At 39.0% G+C, this 19,367-nt stretch carries 15 protein-coding genes and 1 other RNA gene; 1 reads left to right on the forward strand and 15 read right to left on the reverse strand.

The annotated features are described in order from the left end of the window. Positions 1-30 precede the first annotated feature (30 nt). The 5 genes from PQG45_RS04300 to PQG45_RS04320 all read right to left on the reverse strand — a co-directional run bounded on the left by PQG45_RS04300 (position 31) and on the right by PQG45_RS04320 (position 8,221). Positions 31-1,455: an MBL fold metallo-hydrolase gene (locus PQG45_RS04300; RefSeq protein ID WP_315575468.1), complete on the reverse strand. Its 1,425-nt coding sequence runs from the start codon at positions 1,453-1,455 to the stop codon at positions 31-33. A gap of 73 nt (positions 1,456-1,528) precedes the next feature. Next, entirely contained in the window at positions 1,529-2,566 is a 1,038-nt protein-coding gene (locus tag PQG45_RS04305) for a DUF6807 domain-containing protein (RefSeq protein ID WP_315575466.1), read from the reverse strand. Between the two features lie 74 nt (positions 2,567-2,640). Next, complete coding sequence (locus tag PQG45_RS04310) at positions 2,641-4,308, reverse strand: RagB/SusD family nutrient uptake outer membrane protein (protein ID WP_315575464.1); 1,668 nt, start codon at positions 4,306-4,308, stop codon at positions 2,641-2,643. Between the two features lie 11 nt (positions 4,309-4,319). After that, the gene (locus tag PQG45_RS04315; RefSeq protein ID WP_315575680.1) at positions 4,320-7,313 is read right to left on the reverse strand and encodes a SusC/RagA family TonB-linked outer membrane protein; all 2,994 of its coding nucleotides are present in this window, start codon (positions 7,311-7,313) and stop codon (positions 4,320-4,322) included. A 326-nt stretch (positions 7,314-7,639) separates the two neighbouring features. After that, positions 7,640-8,221: an RNA polymerase sigma factor gene (locus tag PQG45_RS04320; RefSeq protein ID WP_315575462.1), complete on the reverse strand. Its 582-nt coding sequence runs from the start codon at positions 8,219-8,221 to the stop codon at positions 7,640-7,642. Between the two features lie 241 nt (positions 8,222-8,462). Between PQG45_RS04320 and PQG45_RS04325 the strand changes: the two genes are divergently transcribed. Further along, positions 8,463-9,860: an APC family permease gene (locus PQG45_RS04325; protein WP_315575460.1), complete on the forward strand. Its 1,398-nt coding sequence runs from the start codon at positions 8,463-8,465 to the stop codon at positions 9,858-9,860. Here the strand turns inward: PQG45_RS04325 and PQG45_RS04330 are convergent. From PQG45_RS04330 to PQG45_RS04375, 10 genes are all read right to left on the reverse strand, one after another. Further along, on the reverse strand, positions 9,857-10,756 hold the full coding sequence (locus tag PQG45_RS04330; protein WP_315575459.1) for an alpha/beta hydrolase: 900 nt from the start codon (positions 10,754-10,756) through the stop codon (positions 9,857-9,859). The genes PQG45_RS04325 and PQG45_RS04330 overlap by 4 nt on opposite strands. Further along, positions 10,753-11,670 carry an EamA family transporter gene (locus PQG45_RS04335; protein WP_315575457.1) on the reverse strand — a complete coding sequence of 306 codons (918 nt, stop codon included), beginning with the start codon at positions 11,668-11,670 and terminating at the stop codon, positions 10,753-10,755. The genes PQG45_RS04330 and PQG45_RS04335 overlap by 4 nt, the downstream gene beginning before the upstream one ends. Then, entirely contained in the window at positions 11,663-12,340 is a 678-nt protein-coding gene (gene trmD, locus PQG45_RS04340) for a tRNA (guanosine(37)-N1)-methyltransferase TrmD (RefSeq protein WP_315575678.1), read from the reverse strand. The genes PQG45_RS04335 and trmD overlap by 8 nt, the downstream gene beginning before the upstream one ends. After that, complete coding sequence (gene rimM / locus PQG45_RS04345; RefSeq protein ID WP_316070342.1) at positions 12,330-12,872, reverse strand: ribosome maturation factor RimM; 543 nt, start codon at positions 12,870-12,872, stop codon at positions 12,330-12,332. The genes trmD and rimM overlap by 11 nt, the downstream gene beginning before the upstream one ends. 66 nt (positions 12,873-12,938) lie before the next feature. Continuing rightward, positions 12,939-13,604 (reverse strand): 30S ribosomal protein S16, encoded by a 666-nt coding sequence (locus PQG45_RS04350; protein WP_315575454.1) that lies wholly within the window; start codon positions 13,602-13,604, stop codon positions 12,939-12,941. Positions 13,605-13,694: 90 nt separating this feature from the next. Next, an RNA gene (rnpB, locus tag PQG45_RS04355) (RNase P RNA component class A) lies at positions 13,695-14,051 on the reverse strand. A gap of 18 nt (positions 14,052-14,069) precedes the next feature. Then, a complete protein-coding gene (locus tag PQG45_RS04360) occupies positions 14,070-15,302 on the reverse strand; it encodes a DUF4403 family protein (RefSeq protein WP_315575452.1) in 1,233 nt (410 codons plus the stop codon). A gap of 60 nt (positions 15,303-15,362) precedes the next feature. Beyond that, positions 15,363-16,109: a 3-oxoacyl-[acyl-carrier-protein] reductase gene (fabG, locus tag PQG45_RS04365; protein ID WP_315575450.1), complete on the reverse strand. Its 747-nt coding sequence runs from the start codon at positions 16,107-16,109 to the stop codon at positions 15,363-15,365. A 21-nt stretch (positions 16,110-16,130) separates the two neighbouring features. Continuing rightward, positions 16,131-18,677, reverse strand: a complete 2,547-nt coding sequence (locus tag PQG45_RS04370; RefSeq protein ID WP_316070343.1) for an ATP-dependent Clp protease ATP-binding subunit — start codon at positions 18,675-18,677, stop codon at positions 16,131-16,133. Positions 18,678-18,716: 39 nt separating this feature from the next. After that, positions 18,717-19,328: a WbqC family protein gene (locus PQG45_RS04375; protein WP_315575446.1), complete on the reverse strand. Its 612-nt coding sequence runs from the start codon at positions 19,326-19,328 to the stop codon at positions 18,717-18,719. Positions 19,329-19,367 lie beyond the last annotated feature (39 nt).

Below are 19,367 nucleotides of genomic sequence, written 5' to 3' on the forward strand. Positions count from 1 at the left end.
ATTATAAAATTACAAATGCAAAATTAAAGATTAAAGTGTAAATGTTTCAGCCTTATCAGGTAAAATAACATCTGAAAACCCTAATCGTCTTATTTCCTCTCTAAATTCTAACATACTTTCTTCTTCGCCATGTGACAAAAACACGGTTTTCAATTTTTCCGGTTTTTGATTGGCCACAAACTTTAGCAAACCTTTTTGGTCGGCATGCCCTGAAAACACATCAATTTTACGAATCTGTGCATTAACACGGTATTCACGATCTTTCACACGTATCAAATCAGTACCCTCCATGAGTTGGCGCCCTAATGTGCCTTCCGCCGAATAGCCAATTAATAGAATTGTCGCGTAACTATTGGAAATATTATCTGCGATGTGTTGTTCTACTCGACCACCCGATATCATTCCTGAAGAAGAAATAATGATACATGGTTCATGGTAATTCCGAATCGCACGAGACTCTTTTTCAGTTTGCAAGAAAATCAAATTTTCTACGTCAAATAAATCATCGTACTCTTTTTGGAATACGCGCGCTTCCGGATTTAAATAGGCTATATTTTTTGCATAAATACGCGTCGAGCTTTTACCCATTGGGCTATCCGTAAATACACGAATTGCTGGAAATCCTCTTTCTTCAATCAAGCGATTCAAGGTATACAATACCGCTTGCGTTCGACCCACGGAAAATGCTGGGATAACTAAACGACCTGGCTTATCGATACACGTTTCCTTAATGATTTTGGCTAATGCATCAATAGGCTCCAATTTATCTTCATGCACCCGATTTCCATATGTACTTTCACATACCAAATAATCACATGCAGGCATTGGATTAGGATCAATGTGTAGCGGGTAATCAAAACGACCTATATCACCACTGAATCCTAATGTCTTTACTTCATCGCCTTCCGTAATTGAGAAATAGAGATGAGCCGCACCGAGTAAATGACCAGCTGGAATAAAAGTAAGCTCTAGACCTGGTTTGATGACAAATTTTCGGTTGAATTGAAGCGTTACAAAATTGCCTAAAGAGTCCTCAACGTCCTTTTGCAAATACAAATCACCGCGACGCAATAAACGGTCCATTTGCTTATGTTTCTTTTTACTTTCACCTTGTGCAGCACGCAACTTACGTAAGTGTAAACTAGCAGAATCCATTAATAAAAGCGCGGCTAATTCTGCTGTAGGTGGCGTACAAAGTACTTGCCCCTCATAACCTTCTCGGTAAAGCATCGGAATATTACCCGAGTGATCAATGTGCGCATGCGTTAACACCACCAAATTAATCAAAGTCGGGTCGAAAGGAAAGAAAGGCGCGGGTTCATAGGGAACATCAAAATCGATGGATCGCTCCATATCGGTTCCACAATCAATCAAAATTTTATAGCCATCTTCGAGCTCCAACAAATACATAGAACCTGTAACTTGTTTGGCTGCTCCGAGAAATTGTAACTTCATAATTTAAAAGAAAATAGGGCCACGAATGGCCCCAATGCACTGCAAAAATACAAGTATTTTCTTGAATTACGAATTATTTAACTTCACGAGCAAATTTGGCTTGTGCGGCATCTAACTCTGATTTAGATAAATCACGGTCGGCAATAATGGTTCGATAACGAAAGGTAATTGACTCACCTTTTGACAAAGTATAGTTTAAAGATGCTTTACCATTACTGAATACACTAAGGCCCAGTGGATTAACAGCAAATAAGCCATAACCTCTAGCATGCCAATAACTCGGATAGGTAATATTGGATGGGTGATCTAAGATCGTAACATTGATCGCATGACCATCCATTTTACCCGTTAGGTTCATCCATTTAGCACGAGTACTCCAAACGGCTTCTCCTTCTACTCCCTCACTGCTATGATAATTACCCGTAACACCCGTATTATCCATGACAGGAACTTTGGTTTCTACCCCGTGTGCATCAGTAAACACATCAGGCTTATTAGACGGAATTTCTAATTGGCGCGCCACACGAAGCGCAAACATCCCATCTTTCACATCTTTAAAGGTAACAACATCACTGACAGCTGTTAAGGTTGTTATTCGATCAATGATGCGCAAATCTTTAGTACCCGAAAACACAAAGGTTGTCGCTTCATCTAAAACCCGCTTCCCTTTCCCATCTTCATCAATCCAAGCTGCCGTAACAGCTAAAGTTCCTTTAGCGCCTTCAACCACCTTGCTAATACGTTCATGGCGGATGGTACCCATTTTATGCGACTTAAGTGATTCAACAATGCTATTCGAATTATTCCAATAGTCATATCCATTCACGTCTTCATAATTTAACCACATGCCCACATGATGCGGATGATCTACGCGCTCTCCGGCACGTGGGGTAATGGGAAAACCACGTGTAATGGTTGTGCCTCCGGCAGATAAAATAGGAAACAATACAGCCTTCTTTAATTGGCTTTCACCAGGAAAGAAATAAGACGTAAAATACTTCCCTCCTACCAAAACATCCACTTTATCCGATTTCTTGACAAAGGATACTTTCTCCTGCGCAAAGGAAGAAAACACAAATAGCGAGCAAATGAAAAATAGTAAACGTTTCATACAAATTGGTTTAAAGTAAAATTCCGGAGAAAAATTCTCCGGAATTATTACAAAATAACGAAATCAAATTATATCTAGTAACCTGAGTTTTGAGGGAATCCTCCATTTTCAGATAAATCAACTTGTTTTTGAGGAATTGGACGAACATAGTGTCTGTCAGCCACATTGGCAGCAGCATCTGAGTTATACAACTTCACACGCTCTACTAAATTACCCCAACGCTTCAAGTCCATCCAACGCGTTTGCTCACCTGCCAACTCACGTGCACGTTCTTCCATAATCAAATTCATGTCGACAGACGTTACTTTCATATCCTCCGCTTTTCCAGCAGCTGCGGCACGAACACGTACGGCATTGATTGCTGCAACTGCTTCAGCCTGTTTACCTAACTTAACTGAGGCTTCAGCTAACATGAGGTATGTATCGGCTAAACGATGTACAAAAAAGTCACGGCTACCATTTTCGTATGTCATATCTGGACGAAGTGGATCGAAGAATTTCTTCAATGTAGGGAACAAAGCAAAGTTGTATAAACTTGGAACCAACACTTGGTATTTCTTTTTCGCACGCTCAGCTAATGGCATTTCATATCCAGGAATGAAAATAGTTGTATCACCTGCTTTATAAGTTACAGTTGATTTAGATCCATCGAACGTCGTGTTGTATGTACCTGGCTTGTTAGACAACCAAGTATCTTTAAACGTTTTGCTGTAACGCGTATCATTCACTCGATCAGCAAAAACAGTATTCAACAAATATGGAGTAGGTTTCAATCGCTTAAATGGACGACCATTCACAACGTCACGTTGCATACCTGGCTGCACATCATATTGCATACCGAAATACAAGTGAAGCTTATTTCCTTGGTTATCAACAAAACCATTTGTCAATGGATCTGAAGTATATTGTACCGCAAAAATTACTTCGTCATTCACTTGATTTGCTTGATCAAAAACAGAAGCAAAATCTGACAACAATTTAAAGCCGTAGTTATTAATTACATTATTACATAGCGTTGCAGCGTTTGCATAATCAGATGCTTCAGCAAATTTAGATGATGCACGTGTCAAATATACTTTCGCTAATAAGTTCTCTGCTGCGGCTTTGGTTGCACGACCGTAATCAGAAGAAGCTTTTTTGTTCTCCAATGCAGGAATTGCCGCTAATAAATCAGCCTCAATTTGCTTGTAAACCGCTTGTTCCGTAGCACGTGTAGCTGTTTTCGTTGGACCCGTTGTTTCTTTCAAACGTAAATCCAAAGGTCCAAATTGTTGAACTAATACAAAGTAGTAATGTGCACGCAAATACTTCATCTCAGCAACCCGTTGTGCCTTGACTGCCTCTGTAATACCTGTTACTGAAGGTGCACGGTCAATAACAGCATTAATTGTATTGATACCTTTGTAGGTTTCATCCCACAATTCAGCCAAAATAACAACCGAGGAAGTTAATTGAGAATCATAAAAGTGAAAACCTTTGTATGAACCATCCGCACCGGCAGAATAAATATCTGTACCGTATTCTGACATAGTTAGTCCACGCTCCGTTGCATAAAATGAACGAAGTGGCGTGTATGCTGCATTCGTCGCCGCTATAAAACCTGGCGTTGTAGCGATGTAGTCATTACTAATGGAAGATATAACATTCTCCTTTAATAAATCACTACAAGAGGCAGTGCCTAGCATAATCGCTGAGGCCAAACCTAGAGTTTTAAGTGAATTTTTGATATATAAACTTTTCATTATTTCGGAGATTAAAATTTAATATTTAAACCAAATGTAGAAACTTGAGTCGCTGGTGTTACGTTGTTATCAACGTTTCCATTTGAAGTTTCTGGATCCACACCATTTTCTTTGCTACGATATTTCGAGAAGATAAATGGTTGCTGAATTGACGCATATACACGCAAAGAAGATAAACCTAACTTCTGTGCAGTCTTCGCTGGGAAGGTATATCCTACGTTGATATTACGAACCTTAATGAAAGAACCATCAAAATACATAATTGCTGTATTGTAAGCAGGGAACTCTTGATTAAAGTTAGGACGTGGATAATATGCATTAGGATTGTTTGGAGTCCAGTAATCCACTTTGATTTGGTTGTAACGACCTTGTAGGTAGTTCGAGTTTTGGTGGAATCTAGATACAATCTTTTGTCCTTGACGTGTGAAGATGAAGAATGACAAATCAAACCCTTTGTAAGAGAAACGATTCGTGATTCCACCTGTCCATGTAGGAACATCTGAACCTAATAAAACACGGTCATCAGCTGTAATTTTACCATCGCCATTTGAATCAGCAACTTTGATTTGACCTACTGAGAAACCTTTCGCTTTTGCATCGGCCGCTTCAGCAGTTTGCCAAATACCTTCATACTTATAATCATAATATGAATTCAATGGCTTACCAATAAACCAACGATTACCTACGTCATCTTTAGCTCCATTGTATAAGGAAACAATTTCTTCCGTATTCTTATAGAATGTAAAATCAGTTGACCATTTGAATCCATTTTCAGCATCTACGTTAACAGTAGATAATGATAATTCAATACCTGTATTCTTTGTCTCACCTACGTTACGTGTAACAGCAGCAAAACCTGTTGAAGTTGGTAATTGATCCGACAACAACAAATCCGTTGTATTCGTTTGGTAGTATTCTACTGAACCTGAAACCTTTCCTCTCCATAAGCTAAAGTCAGCTCCAATGTTCTTTGAAGTTGAAGTTTCCCACTTCAAATCCGCATTACCGATTGTATTAGGACGGTAACCGTAAGCTGCATTGTTATTCCAAGCATATGAAGTTCTTCCTTCTAAACCTTGCGTTTGATATGGTGAAAGACCTTGGTTACCTACTTGCGCCATCGATGCACGTAATTTCAATTCATCGATAAACGTTAAACGCTTCATGAAGTTTTCTTGGTGTAAATTCCAACCCAAGGCTACCCCTGGGAAATTACCCCATTTCGTATTTTCACCGAAACGAGACGAACCGTCACGACGAGCAGTTACTGTCAATAAATATTTACCCTTATAGTCATAGTTAATACGTGCCATGTAAGAAGCAATTGTCCATTGAATCAAATTAGAACCAATTCCTTGAATTGAAGAAGCATTACCTAAGTTAAAAAATGCTTGAGTTTCTACAGGAACACCTAATACACTTTGCGTAAACTGCTCATAATTATCACGTTGCATAGACTGCAATGCTGTGATTCCTATGTTATGATCTTTAATTTGCTTGTTGTACGTTAAGATATTCTCAATCGTATAATTGAAACCAAAACGATTATCTGTCGTAGCTGTTGGGTTACCACCTTTAATCGCATTTGTTAGAGCTCCGTTAAATTGACCATTACGAGAGATTGTAAAATCTGGGCCAAAGTTTACACGGTATTTCAACCCTTTAGCTAATTGTAATTCAGCATAAACACTATTAAAAATACGGTATTTACGCGTCTCATCAATCTTAGCACCTTTAACAATCTCATTCAATGGATTTGTTAACAAGGCATCATCCGTTTGTTGGAAAATCAAATTACCTGAATCATCAAAAGCACGAGCTAATGGGTTTTGAGATAACAAGAAACCATATGGGTTTAAGTTGGCACCATTCGTTACACCATACATACCATATGATGAGATACCTACTTTCAATGCTTTGTTTACCTGATGATCAACATTCACACGCAATGAATAACGTGTAAAATCCAATCCTTCAATAATACCCTTATCTTGGAAATAACCTCCATTAATTGAGAATTGCGTTTTTTCATTTCCACCTTGAACACCAATTGCGTGATTTTGTTGGAAACCTTTTCTTACCATTAGGTCTTGATAATCAGTCGTACGACCTTTCGCAATACCATCTAATTCAATCGCAGTAAATAATTTAGAATCTGCATAAGCATCCATGACACCTGTAGGAACCAAATTACCATTTGCATCTTTATAAGTACCAATGGTACGACGAGATTCACGCTTCATTTCAGCATACTCAGCACCTGTGAACAAGTTGATTTTATCCAAAGTTTGTGTTGAACCTACATATGTATCATATGAGATGACCGTTTTACCATCTTTCGAACCACGCTTCGTTGTAATCAATACAACACCATTCGCACCACGAGCACCATAAATAGCGGTTGCAGTCGCATCTTTCAAAATTTCCATAGAAGCAACATCGTTCGGGTTCATATCTTCGTAACCACTTGATAAAGGAATACCATCCACTACATATAATGGATCATTTCCTGCATTAAATGAACGACGACCACGAATTAATACCTTGGGTACCGTACCTGGCTTAGAACCTGATTGAGCTACGTCAACACCGGCAACACGACCTTGCATCGCTTGACCCAAGTTGGTAATCGGCATTTCCGTAATTTGCTTTGAAGTTACAGAAGAAATGGCACCTGTTAATTGGCTTTTCTTTTGCGTTCCGTAACCTACAACGACAACTTCAGTTAAAGCTTTCGTATCCGTAGCTAAAGCTACATTGATTTGGGATTTGTTTCCCACACTAACATCCTGCGAATTGAAACCCACTGAAGAGAATGTTAAAACAGATGAACCTGAAACTGTAATTTTGTAATTACCGTCGGCATCTGATGAAGTACCCTTAGCAGTACCCTTAATCGAAATACTAGCCCCTGGAATTCCTGATCCATCATCAGAGGCAGTTACTCGTCCAGTAACCGTTCGGTCCTGAGCAAGCATTTGAATTCCCATTAGCACAAAAAACATGCTAAAAAGAACCTTGGAAAGTAATTGTTTTCTCATAGGTTAGAAAAATTTTAGTTTATGGTTTGCAAAGTAAAATTAATCTTAGCCCACAATGCTTCGCATTCATCGTGACTAAGCTGGTTTTGTTTATTTACTGTTTCACTCTGAAACAACCAGTTCTTCCGAGCAAATTTTGTTAAAAACAGCCTCCATAAACGTTTACGGTGATAATTACGTCTAATTAATCTGTCTCTTATGTCTTTTGGCATCAATGCTATTCTTGCTTTAACCCTATAAAGCAGTACACAACATCGATATACTCAAATAAAAATCAACATTGTCCAATTTTATGCTACCGCTCGCGCACTAGTCAGTCCATCTTTCATGACACGAAGCGCACCAAATATTAAATTATATACGGATTGAGGGTTAATTTTCATCGAATCAGAAATCTGATCAGTATCCATATTCTGAAAGAAGCGCAAGGAAATTGCTTCTCTTTGACGTTTACTCAACAAATTCAAACAAAGAGCTAATTGCTTATTGGTGCGAATTTCTTCTTCATATTTAATTAAAATAGCCTCTTGCGAATGATCGGCCTCCATGTAATCCAACATGTAGTTACTATGATGTACATGGTTTTTTAATTGACTTTCCATGTGGCGTATAAGTTTACGCTTAATAGAGGCCATCAAATAATACTTAACACTTGTCGTTGGTCCAATCGTCGCATGATTACGCCACAGTTCAACAAACAAATCATGTAAACAATCCTTAATTAACTCCTTATCCGATGTAACACCCATCGAATATGAATATAAAGGCTGAACAAAATGCTGGTATAATTCAGTAAAAGCGCGCTGATCACCCGCACGGAATTTGTCCCAAACAGCTACCTCATCAATAATCACTTTTTTACTCATCATCATGGATTTGTACTTTTCTTTTAACTTGAGTTACATTGACAAATGAATGAACACTCACCTCCTCTAATATAAACAAGCGCAATATTAAAATTCAATGATTTTATTTAATTTTTTTCCGTAAACGATTACGGAAACGATTACATTTTATATTTTTTAAAAATGTCGACTAAAATCCGTTTAAAAATTGTGCAACTTTGAAAAATTTAAAGAAATCAAGTAATTGTATTATTAGCACAATCCCAATATGAGTAAGAAATTAAATACGACAGATGCCACACTATTAGTCATGGGTTCGATGATTGGATCTGGAATATTTTTGGTGAGTTCAGAAGTAGGACGTTCGCTGACCTCTCCTATCTGGTGGATTGGTACCTGGATTCTAACGAGCTTTCTAACGGTTACTGGTGCCTATGCCTACGGAAAACTCTCGAGTAAATTCCCTGCCACAGGTGGGCAATACATCTATTTAAAAGAAGCCTACAATCCATTAACTGGATTTCTCTTTGGATGGACTACCTTTTTAGTCATTCAAACGGGTACGATAGCAGCGGTCGCAGTTGCATTCGCAAGATATACAGGCTTTATTTGGCCCGATTACATTAATGATGTTCCCATGATTGGGAACTATATAACATCCCAACAAATTTTGGCGGCTATATTAATCGTCATATTGACGGGTGCTAATTTAAAGGGCATTTCATTCGCAGCAATCATTCAAAATGTGTTTACCGTTACTAAAATCGGTGCCATCGTACTTATTATCATCATTGGTCTATTCGTCGGAATACAAAACGAATGGATCCATTTCAATAATTTCTTTGTAGAAGGAAATACGTTGAACCCATTGACAAATAAGTTGGAGTATGTTTCCACCACTACCCTATTAAGTATTTTTGGCGCGGCCATGATCGGGCCCTTGTTTTCATCATCAGCTTGGAACAATGTAACCTTTGCCAGTCAAGATTTCGAACACCCACAGAAAACAATAGCGAAAGGCTTGGTTTACGGTTCAGCTTTGGTTTGTGCCTTATACTTATTGACAAATATCGCTTACTTGGCCATATTACCCTTGCAAGGTGATCCTAACGGAACAACAAGTTATTTAAGAGGAATTATGTTTGCTAGTCAAGACCGGTTAGGATCTGCAGCACTTCAAACGGTTTTAGGGAATATAGGAGCCCTTGTTATGGCTATTTTGATCATGATATCCACCTTTGGGTGTAATAATGGAATTATTTTAGCCGGTGGACGCCTATTCGAGGCAATGGCGCATGATAAACTATTTTTCAAAAAGGCTGCAGAAGTAAACCAAAATAATGCGCCTGCTTATTCCCTAATCATACAAGGCATTTGGTCTATTTTACTCTGCTTCTCAGGATCCTATAATAGCTTACTAGATTTTACGGTTTTCGCTATTTTGTTGTTTTATTTCTTGACCGTATTAGCCGTATTTAATCAACGGATTATGCAAGAAAAATTAGCATTTAAAGATCAACTCTTATTTGCAACTTACATAATCTTACTACTATTGATTTCGATTAATCTCTTATATACGAAAACGGTACCGTCTTCGATTGGATTAGGAATCGTATTAGCAGGTATTCCCTTCTATTACGTAATGAAAAAAAGAGAAATCAATTAGAGCGTTTTAAACCAAGTTGCTAAGCGGTCAAACCAATATTCATCAGTCGTTTTATTGACTAGGCCAAATCCATGACCTCCTTTGGCCATAATATGTAAATCAACTAAAACTTTGTTGTTAGCTAAAGCGGCTGCATAATTTAATGAATTCGCCACAGAAACTGCACCATCATCGGATGCGTGTACCAAAAAAGCTCGCGGAGTATTAGCATTTACTTGCTCTTCATTCGAAAATAAGTGGAGCAATTCTTCTGATTTATTCTTTCCTAATAAACTACTAACAGATCCTTGGTGACTGTATGCGCGGAAACTAACTACAGGATAAATAAGTAATTGGAAATCGGGTCGTAAATTTTGACCATCATTCATTTTTGTATAATCAATCGAATGATGTGTAGCTGCACTTGCGGCTAAATGCCCACCTGCTGAAAAACCCATCACGCCTATCTTCGTTGAATCAACATTCCAAACATTCGCTTGTTGGCGCGCCACCCGAATAGCTTGTTGGGCATCTTGCATAGGCGCATATTGTTTTTCTACTTGACGCGTACTATCAGGTAACCGATAATGAACGACCATGGCATGTACACCAATCTCATTCAATTTACGTGCAATATCACTCCCCTCGTGCGAAGCAGCTAAAATCCGATAACCTCCTCCTGGAAAAATGATCACCATGGGTTTCTTCGCATTTCCACTTTCTGGAGCCAAATAAAGTGTATAAACAGGGTTCGATACATTCGAAATACGCAATATACCTCCTGTTGTGGCAGAACTTTCCACATTCGGACCAGCAATGTAATTGGGTATTTCACCCGGATATAGGGCTTGCGGTGCTTGCGCTTGTGCAGAAAGCAATGTTATCATAAGGCCAAAAGTCAACAAATATTTCATCATGTAATCGATTTTTGTTTTTCAGTCGTTATTAACACGACAGCAAATAGAATCAAGAAGCTTGCCAGAAGCAATCCAATACTTAAAGGCTCATCTAGAATTAAATTACCTAAAATTAACGCAATAACAGGATTAACGTAGGTATATGTAGCAACTAACGTGGCGTCACAAGCTTTCGACAAATAGCCAAATAAAGAAAAACCCAACATACTACCAATTAAGGCTAAATAGAGAAATACCGACCAAGCTTTGAAAGGCAAAGCGGCTATCTTTATTAATTCAAAATCTCCGTGAAAGTAACTAATCAGCGAAACAATAAAGGCTCCAAAGAGCATTTGAATCGCACAAACCTGCGTAAAATGATACGTATTAGCTGAAGTGACTTGTATGCGAAATACACCTATATTCCAACCAATGACGGCAATGGACAAATACAATATGCCCATTAGATAACCTTGTTCTTGACCTGAAATCGCGAGTGTTTTTTGAGAGGCTAATGCAATAATACCTAAAAGGCCAATTCCGGTAGCAAGCATCTTTCGAATACTCGGTTTGCGACCATCGATCCAAAAGAATAAAACCAATAAAGATGGCCCTAAAGCCATGAAAACCGAAGAGAAACCCGATGGGACAATTCGGCCTGCTAATGACATAAAACCGTTCCCAAGGGCAATTAGCAATATCCCCGCTTGCAAATGAACGCGCCAATGTTTGGCTGACATCCGTTTCCAATGTCCACCTGCGATTGACCACATGAGTAAAAGAAGACCAGCCGTATAATTTCGAGAAAATGTAATTACCAAGGGTGGCAAATAATCCAATAATATACGCACGCTAAGGAAAGTAGATCCCCAAATCAGATACAATAAGCCTAAGGAAATCATCACGCGCGGTGATATGGATGCTTGTTTAGTCATGTAATAAATCAGGTCTCCGTTCCATCGTTCGTTTCACAGCTTGTTCATGCCGCCAAGCTTCGATTAATTTATCATTACCAGAGCGAAGAATCTCGGGAACATCCATGCCATCAAATGAGGCAGGCCTTGTATAGACGGGAGGTGCTAATAAACCATCTTGAAAAGAATCCGTTAAAGCTGAACTTTCATCACCTATTGCACCCGGGATTAACCGAATGATCGCATCCGCTGTAACAGCAGCAGCTAATTCTCCTCCCGATAAGACATAATCCCCGATTGAAATCTCTTTGGTAACGTATTTCTCCCGAACACGTTCATCTATTCCTTTGTAATGCCCACAAATAAAAATCATGTTTTGACAAAGACTGAGTTGATTCGCTAGTCCTTGTTTCAAAACAATCCCATCCGGCGAGAAGAATATGACCTCTTCATAAGTTCGTTCCGACATTAATTGGTCCAAACAACGCGTCAAAGGCTCTATCGCAATAACCATCCCTGCTCCTCCTCCAAATGGATAATCGTCAATTTGCTTATGTTTCTTCGTTGAGAAGTCATGTAAATCATGCAATACGACTTCCACAAGTCCAGCATTAGCCGCACGCTTGCAAATCGAATATTCAAAGAAACTCGACATCAAGTTGGGTACTACCGAAATTATATCAATCCGCATCATAAGACTCATTCATATATACATCCAAAAGGCCATCAGGCAAATGGGTCGTAATTACTTTATTTTGTTTGTCAACCTTGGGGACAATTTCATCTGTTAAAGGAATAAGCACCTCTACTCCTAGATAAATCATAATGATCACATCTTGGGCTCCAGTCGAATAGACTTCCTTTACTGTACCTAAAGCCCCCAATACCTGATCATTTACTTGATAGTCCACAATTTCATGGTAATAAAATTGGTTATCTTTCAATTTAGGCAACATAGCTACAGGGAGAAACAACTTAGATCCTACCATTTCCTTCGCAGCATCCAAAGAATCAATTCCCTCCAGATTCATCAGATTTAGATTTTCACGAATCTGCAAATCTTCTATAAAAAAGGGAACCATTTCATTTCCTTGTTGGACAAATACCGCATCCAAATCTTCATATTCATACGGATCGTCAACATCCATAAACACGTGAAATGCTCCTTTTAATCCATGTGGCTTTGCGAGGTAGCCAAATTCAAAATATTCTGTCTTTGCCATAGGTACAAAAAAAAATCATACAAACTTGATAAACAAATCTGTATGATTCTTTAAAATTAATAAAAATTATTCAGCAGCAGCTTCTTCGCTAGCTTCAGCAGCCGGAGCTTCTTCAACTGCAGGAGCTTCCTCAGCAGCTGGTGCTTCTTCTACTGCTGGAGTTTCCTCAACTGCAGGAGCTTCAGCTACTACTTCTTCCACTTCTACACCTGTTGCTTCTTCTTCAGCCTCGTTGATTGCTTCTACAACACTTGCAACGATAGCCTCGTCAGCAACTTTGTTTTTAGCAGCGATAACTTCTGCACGAGCAGATGATACTTTCGCTTCAGCTTCTAAACGAGATGCCTTAGATTTTGCTTTTGATTGAGCTAATTTAGTATTGCTTGCTTCTACTTGCTTCGCTTTTTCTACTTTCCAAGCTTCAAATTTAGCATCCGCTTGCTCTTGTGTCAACGCACCTTTCAATACACCTACTTGTAAGTGTTTTGCATACAAAATACCTTTTGAAGAAAGTACTGTACGCGCTGTATCAGTTGGTTGAGCACCATTTAATACCCATTGAATCGCTTGTTTTTCATTCAAAACGATTGTTGCTGGATTGGTGTTAGGATTGTATGTTCCGATTTTCTCTACGAATTTACCGTCACGAGGTGCACGAGCATCTGCAACAACAACATCGAACATTGCTAACTTCTTGCGTCCACGACGCGCTAATCTAATTTTAACAGCCATTATATATGGGTTTGTGAAGGATCTCGTCCCTCGATTAATAAAAATGTCTGCAAAAATAGGAATTAAATCCTACAATACAAACAGGAAAAATGAGAAAATAAACCGATAAGCCGAATTCTGTAAGCATTTGCATGCCCTCTTATCATTTATCTTGACGAATACTCACGCATTCGCTCGAGCAATCTACCCACTGACATCGGGCGAGCAACCCTTTTGTCTTGCGACAGTCAGCCTATTTGATCTTGCAACCCGTGAGGTTTACCTATGCCTAACTTGTCACCAAATTAGCGGTGGGCTCTTACCCCACCTTTTCACCCTTACCCCGAAAGGCGGTAATTTTCTGTGGCACTGGCTGTAGAACCTTACGATCCCCCTTCCTGTTAAGAAGCACGGCGCTCTGTGTTGTTCGGACTTTCCTCTTTAAAAAGCGATAAGATGGTTTATTTTCTCAGGACAAAAGTACGACTATTTTCTTAGCTCCCAATTTCCACGAATTTCACCCGCGACTCCTAAGCCCTTGGGCGTATAAGTAACTTGCAGTATTCGTACGTCTCCTTTGGATAAAGCCAACCCCCAAGTATTTTGATTTAACAATTTTAACGCGTCTACACTTGACCACTTGTAGGCATTAATCGCCTTAAATACTTTACGCTTGATATGCCCCCGAATAAAAAATGGAACTCCACTGACCGACATATCTTTCAATTGAACTCCCACGGTATTCGAATCCAACTGGACAGGTGTCAAGGTGAGCATAGCTTCGGAACGTTCCGCGCCAAAACCTTTTAACACGACATGTAAACCCAACGAATCGCCTTGAATCCGCAATTGCTCCGTTTTAAGCTTCATGGATTGCGCTAATATAGCCGTTAACTTATCATATGATAGCTCAACTTGAAAAGGTAGAGCTTGATTTTGGTATTTCATTTCAAGCCAACGATTTGTTTGACGAGTTAAGGTATCACCTACATGTAAGGCAGTTCGAACCACCAATTTACCAGCCAGGCCAACGGAATTAAACTGCAATGCGTGTACATCAACATCCGCAGCACGTAGAGCAATAGCACCTAGAGGACTTTGGTAATTCATATTGACCCGATTCAATAAATTCACTAAGGAATTTGGGCTTAAGGACTGATTTAATTGAGCTAACACTTGATCTTGCATGCTTGGCAAATGCCTTTGTACTAATGGATCTACAACGCCTTGGACTTGAACAGGAAATCCCATCAGCCGAATTTCGGGTTTAGAAATCCACTGATAATTTATCCGAAACTGATCAATCTGATGATGATTAATATCCTGCCAATTCCACTGAAAATCAACCATTAAATTGCTTTTCGCTTGAATTAATCCGGTATTTATTCCTGCAACATTGGGTCTAGCTTCTACTTTGACAGGTACATAAAACCCAATCTTTCCACCTGCCTCTACTTGAATGCGCGGAGTTTGCAAGAGCGCTAATTGCAAGGGAAAATCAACACCTGTATGATTTTTTGAATCAAAAATAATTTTACCTGCACTAAAATTTAGATAAGAAAACAAACTATCATAGCGCATCGAAAAGTCGACAGCTAAGGTTTGCGGCCGAATTGGAGTCAGATCCATTTGAAAATGACTTTCAGTACCCCTTACAGGCAAATTATTCCGACAAGCAGTCGCAATAAGCAAGACGAGAAAAATGATAAAATAACGCATAAATAAAAAGCCTCAATCATGCCAAAGCAAAATTGAGGCTAGCTAATAAAATGATAAAATCTACGTTAACAAACCACCATTCACTTGAATGGTTTGACCCGTTACATACGATGATAAATAAGATCCTAAAAACAAACAAACATTTGCCACTTCAGAAGCCTCTCCACCACGTTTCAGCGGGATTGACTTTTTCCACTCTTCTACCGTAGCTTCATTTAATTCTCCCGTCATTTCCGTTTCAATAAAACCTGGAGCAATCGAATTACAACGAATATTACGAGACCCTAACTCCAAAGCGACTGATTTCGTAAAACCAATGATACCTGCTTTGGATGCTGCATAATTTGCTTGACCCGCGTTACCTTTCAAACCTACAATCGAAGTCATATTGACGATAGAACCTGATTTAGCTTTCATCATAGGCTTAATAACTGCCTTAGTTAAGTTAAATACCGATTTCAAATTGACACGAATTACATCATCCCATTGCTCCTCCGTCATACGCATTAATAAACCATCCATTGTAATACCTGCATTATTAATCAGTACGTCAATTTGACCGAAATCAGCTACCACTGCATTAACTAATTCCTCAGCGGCCTCAAACATCGAAGCATCTGAGCGATATCCTTTGGCTTTAACCCCATAGGCTTCCAATTCCTTTACCAAAGCCTCTCCTTTTTCTACCGATGACAAATACGTAAAAGCAACATGAGCTCCAGCTTCTGCAAATTTATTTGCGATAGCCCGACCAATTCCGCGCGATGCTCCTGTGACTAAAACGACTTTTCCTTGTACTAATTGCATGTAATAAATGGTTAATGTGTATTATTTCTTCTTTCTTGTTAATGTCAAAACCTCAGCCTCAGCAACATAATCAGCCTCAATGACTTCTCCTTCGGCTAACTCTCCTTTCAAAATTTCTTCCGCCAATGGATCTTCCAAATACTTTTGAATCGCACGGTTCAACGGTCTTGCGCCATATTGCGGATCATATCCTTTATCAGCAATGAAATCTTTTGCCTTTTCCGTTAATTCAACAGCAAAACCTAAATTAGCCAGGCGTGTCATCAACTTCACCAAGAGTAAATCAATGATTTTATGTAAATCCGAACGCTCCAATGAATTAAATACGATGATATCATCCAAACGGTTGATAAATTCCGGAGCAAACGCTTTCTTCAATGCATTCTGAATCGTTGTTTTCGCCTGTTCCTCCATGTTGTCTACGCGAGACTTTGTAGAAAAACCAATACCTGATCCAAAATCTTTTAAATCACGTGCTCCTATATTCGAAGTCATGATGATTATCGTATTACGGAAATCCACACGTCTACCTAAACCATCTGTCAAAATACCATCATCCAATACTTGCAACAATAAATTGAATACATCTGGATGGGCTTTTTCAATTTCATCCAACAAGACGACTGAATAGGGCTTCCGACGAACCTTTTCGGTCAATTGGCCACCTTCTTCATAACCTACATATCCTGGAGGCGCTCCAACCAAACGAGATACACTGAATTTCTCCATGTACTCACTCATATCAATACGCACCAACGAATCTTCTTTATCAAACAAATAAGTAGCCAACACTTTAGCCATTTCCGTTTTACCTACACCCGTTGGGCCCAAGAAAATAAATGAACCAATCGGCTTATTAGGATCTTTTAATCCTACACGTGTCCGTTGAATAGCCTTTACTAATTTCTTCACCGCATCACCTTGACCAATCACATGTTTGGTCAATTCTTGCTCCATTTGAAGTAATTTCTCTCCTTCTTTAGCTGCTACTCGATTTACAGGAATACCCGTCATTTGCGCAATCACTTCCGCTACATGCTCTTCAGTAACCGTAAATTTCTGTTTCTTCGATTCTTCTTCCCAATTGGTTTTAGCCAATTCTAATTGATCAATTAATTTCTTCTCACGATCACGCAATTGAGCAGCCTCTTCATACTTCTGAGACTTAACCACCTGATTCTTCTCCTGTTTCACTACCTCGATTTGATTCTCTAGGGCAACGATATCTGCTGGAACTTGAATATTGGAAATATGTACACGAGCACCCACCTCATCCATGACATCAATTGCCTTGTCAGGCAAGAAACGATCTGAAATATAGCGATCCGATAATTTAACCGCCGATTTGATTGAATCTTGCGTATAAATCACATGGTGATGCTCCTCGTATTTATCTTTAATGTTATTTAAAATTTCAACCGTTTCGTCTACCGTTGTCGCATCGACCATCACCGTTTGGAATCGACGTGCCAAAGCGCCATCTTTTTCGATGTACTGACGGTATTCATCCAAGGTTGTCGCACCGATAACCTGTATATCGCCACGCGCTAAGGCAGGCTTAAACATATTCGACGCATCTAAAGATCCTGAAGCACCACCAGCACCCACAATCGTATGAAGTTCATCTATGAATAAAATTACATCCGTAGATTTCTCTAATTCATTCATCACGGCTTTCATACGCTCCTCGAATTGACCACGGTATTTAGTACCTGCAACCAACGAAGCGATGTCCAATGTAACAACACGCTTTCCAAATAGAACACGTGATACCTTCTTTTGAATGATACGGAGTGCTAAACCTTCTGCAATCGCTGTTTTACCAACACCAGGCTCACCGATTAAGATAGGATTATTCTTTTTGCGACGAGAAAGAATCTGCGCGACACGCTCAATTTCTTTTTCACGCCCAACAATAGGATCTAATTTTCCTTGCTCGGCAATCTTCGTTAAGTCACGTCCGAAATTATCTAATACAGGCGTTTTGCTTTTTTCACCTGCTTTGGCAGTGGATGAGCTACTTGAACCTCCTTGAGATCCCTGATTAGACCCACCAAAAAGGCGACTATCATCATCTGAATCATCCGTATCCGAACTAGCTTTAGGTAAGTTGTCCTGTGAATTACTTGATTGGAATTCAACCATCTCCTTGATTAAATCATAATGGACTTGGTATTTTTCTAAAATCTGCGTAGCTACATTGTCTTCATCACGCAAAATTGCCATCAATAAATGCTCCGTACCAACCAAATTGGTTTTAAAATACTTCGCCTCTAAATAGGTTAAGCGCAATACTTTCTCCGCCTGCTTTGTCAGGGGAATATTCAGCATGCTTTGCTTATCGAAACTTGAACGGCTTGTAGAAGCCGTTGAATGTTCAATGCTTTGGCGCAACTGATCCAACGAAACGCCAGATTTATGTAACAATTCAATCCCAGGTCCTTCACCATCACGAATGATACCCAACATTAAATGTTCCGTACCAATGTAATCGTGCCCTAATCGCAAGGCCTCTTCCCGAGCCAGTGCAATTACTTCTTTCACCTTATTTGAAAACTTAGCCTCCATATTTCCCTAATTAATATTAATCAAAACGCACCTAAGCCTTTATTTGTTCAAACTCTTTTGTAAAATTTCACAGGATTCAATTCCGTAATTCATTATTAAATCTAAAACAGACAAATTTGGAACAAATTCCGTGCCAAAACATTGCCTATACGCAACAGGAATATAAATATTGCGCGCTGAAAATTCTTTTTTTGAATCAATCACATTCCAATAAGAATGATCAGCAGCATCATTAAATGATTCAGTGAAGCTGAACTGAGGTTTCTTTTGCAAAAAACGCGCAATTGTATTTAAAAATTGAATATTTAAATCTACTAAAAATTTACTTTTTTTCGCAAATATCTGATCGATAAATGGCTCAACATGTTCAAAAAATGGAGCCTTGCCGTAAGCCGCCTGAATGGCACCTTTATGTTTACGCATCCAATCTTGTGAATAGTCAATTTGAACATCCTTTGTCAATTGCTTACCTGAAGTACCCTGAATAATCGGAATACTCAACAATTCCACACCATTAGCCCCTAAAATATAGCTTCGGTTCCGGTAGGTTTGTTTGGGAAAATTTTCAAAAACCTCAAATTCAATCTGGGATTCAGTAAAAATCAACGCGCAATATTCTAAAGAAGGTAAATACTGAATATCAATGTGCATTCAAAAAATAAGTGGATATTTGCAAAAATAGCAGATATA

Origin of the sequence: Aquirufa regiilacus (assembly GCF_032470275.1) — a bacterium.
Lineage (GTDB): Bacteria > Bacteroidota > Bacteroidia > Cytophagales > Spirosomataceae > Aquirufa > Aquirufa regiilacus.

What these genes read in the sequence shown, in the direction of transcription:
- PQG45_RS04300 (WP_315575468.1), bottom strand. Translation starts at nt 1,455, where the DNA reads ATGAAGTTACAATTTCTCGGAGCAGCCAAACAAGTTACAGGTTCTATG.
- PQG45_RS04305 (WP_315575466.1), bottom strand. Translation starts at nt 2,566, where the DNA reads ATGAAACGTTTACTATTTTTCATTTGCTCGCTATTTGTGTTTTCTTCC.
- PQG45_RS04310 (WP_315575464.1), bottom strand. Translation starts at nt 4,308, where the DNA reads ATGAAAAGTTTATATATCAAAAATTCACTTAAAACTCTAGGTTTGGCC.
- PQG45_RS04315 (WP_315575680.1), bottom strand. Translation starts at nt 7,313, where the DNA reads ATGTTTTTTGTGCTAATGGGAATTCAAATGCTTGCTCAGGACCGAACG.
- PQG45_RS04320 (WP_315575462.1), bottom strand. Translation starts at nt 8,221, where the DNA reads ATGATGATGAGTAAAAAAGTGATTATTGATGAGGTAGCTGTTTGGGAC.
- PQG45_RS04325 (WP_315575460.1), top strand. Translation starts at nt 8,463, where the DNA reads ATGAGTAAGAAATTAAATACGACAGATGCCACACTATTAGTCATGGGT.
- PQG45_RS04330 (WP_315575459.1), bottom strand. Translation starts at nt 10,756, where the DNA reads ATGATGAAATATTTGTTGACTTTTGGCCTTATGATAACATTGCTTTCT.
- PQG45_RS04335 (WP_315575457.1), bottom strand. Translation starts at nt 11,670, where the DNA reads ATGACTAAACAAGCATCCATATCACCGCGCGTGATGATTTCCTTAGGC.
- trmD (WP_315575678.1), bottom strand. Translation starts at nt 12,340, where the DNA reads ATGCGGATTGATATAATTTCGGTAGTACCCAACTTGATGTCGAGTTTC.
- rimM (WP_316070342.1), bottom strand. Translation starts at nt 12,872, where the DNA reads ATGGCAAAGACAGAATATTTTGAATTTGGCTACCTCGCAAAGCCACAT.
- PQG45_RS04350 (WP_315575454.1), bottom strand. Translation starts at nt 13,604, where the DNA reads ATGGCTGTTAAAATTAGATTAGCGCGTCGTGGACGCAAGAAGTTAGCA.
- PQG45_RS04360 (WP_315575452.1), bottom strand. Translation starts at nt 15,302, where the DNA reads ATGCGTTATTTTATCATTTTTCTCGTCTTGCTTATTGCGACTGCTTGT.
- fabG (WP_315575450.1), bottom strand. Translation starts at nt 16,109, where the DNA reads ATGCAATTAGTACAAGGAAAAGTCGTTTTAGTCACAGGAGCATCGCGC.
- PQG45_RS04370 (WP_316070343.1), bottom strand. Translation starts at nt 18,677, where the DNA reads ATGGAGGCTAAGTTTTCAAATAAGGTGAAAGAAGTAATTGCACTGGCT.
- PQG45_RS04375 (WP_315575446.1), bottom strand. Translation starts at nt 19,328, where the DNA reads ATGCACATTGATATTCAGTATTTACCTTCTTTAGAATATTGCGCGTTG.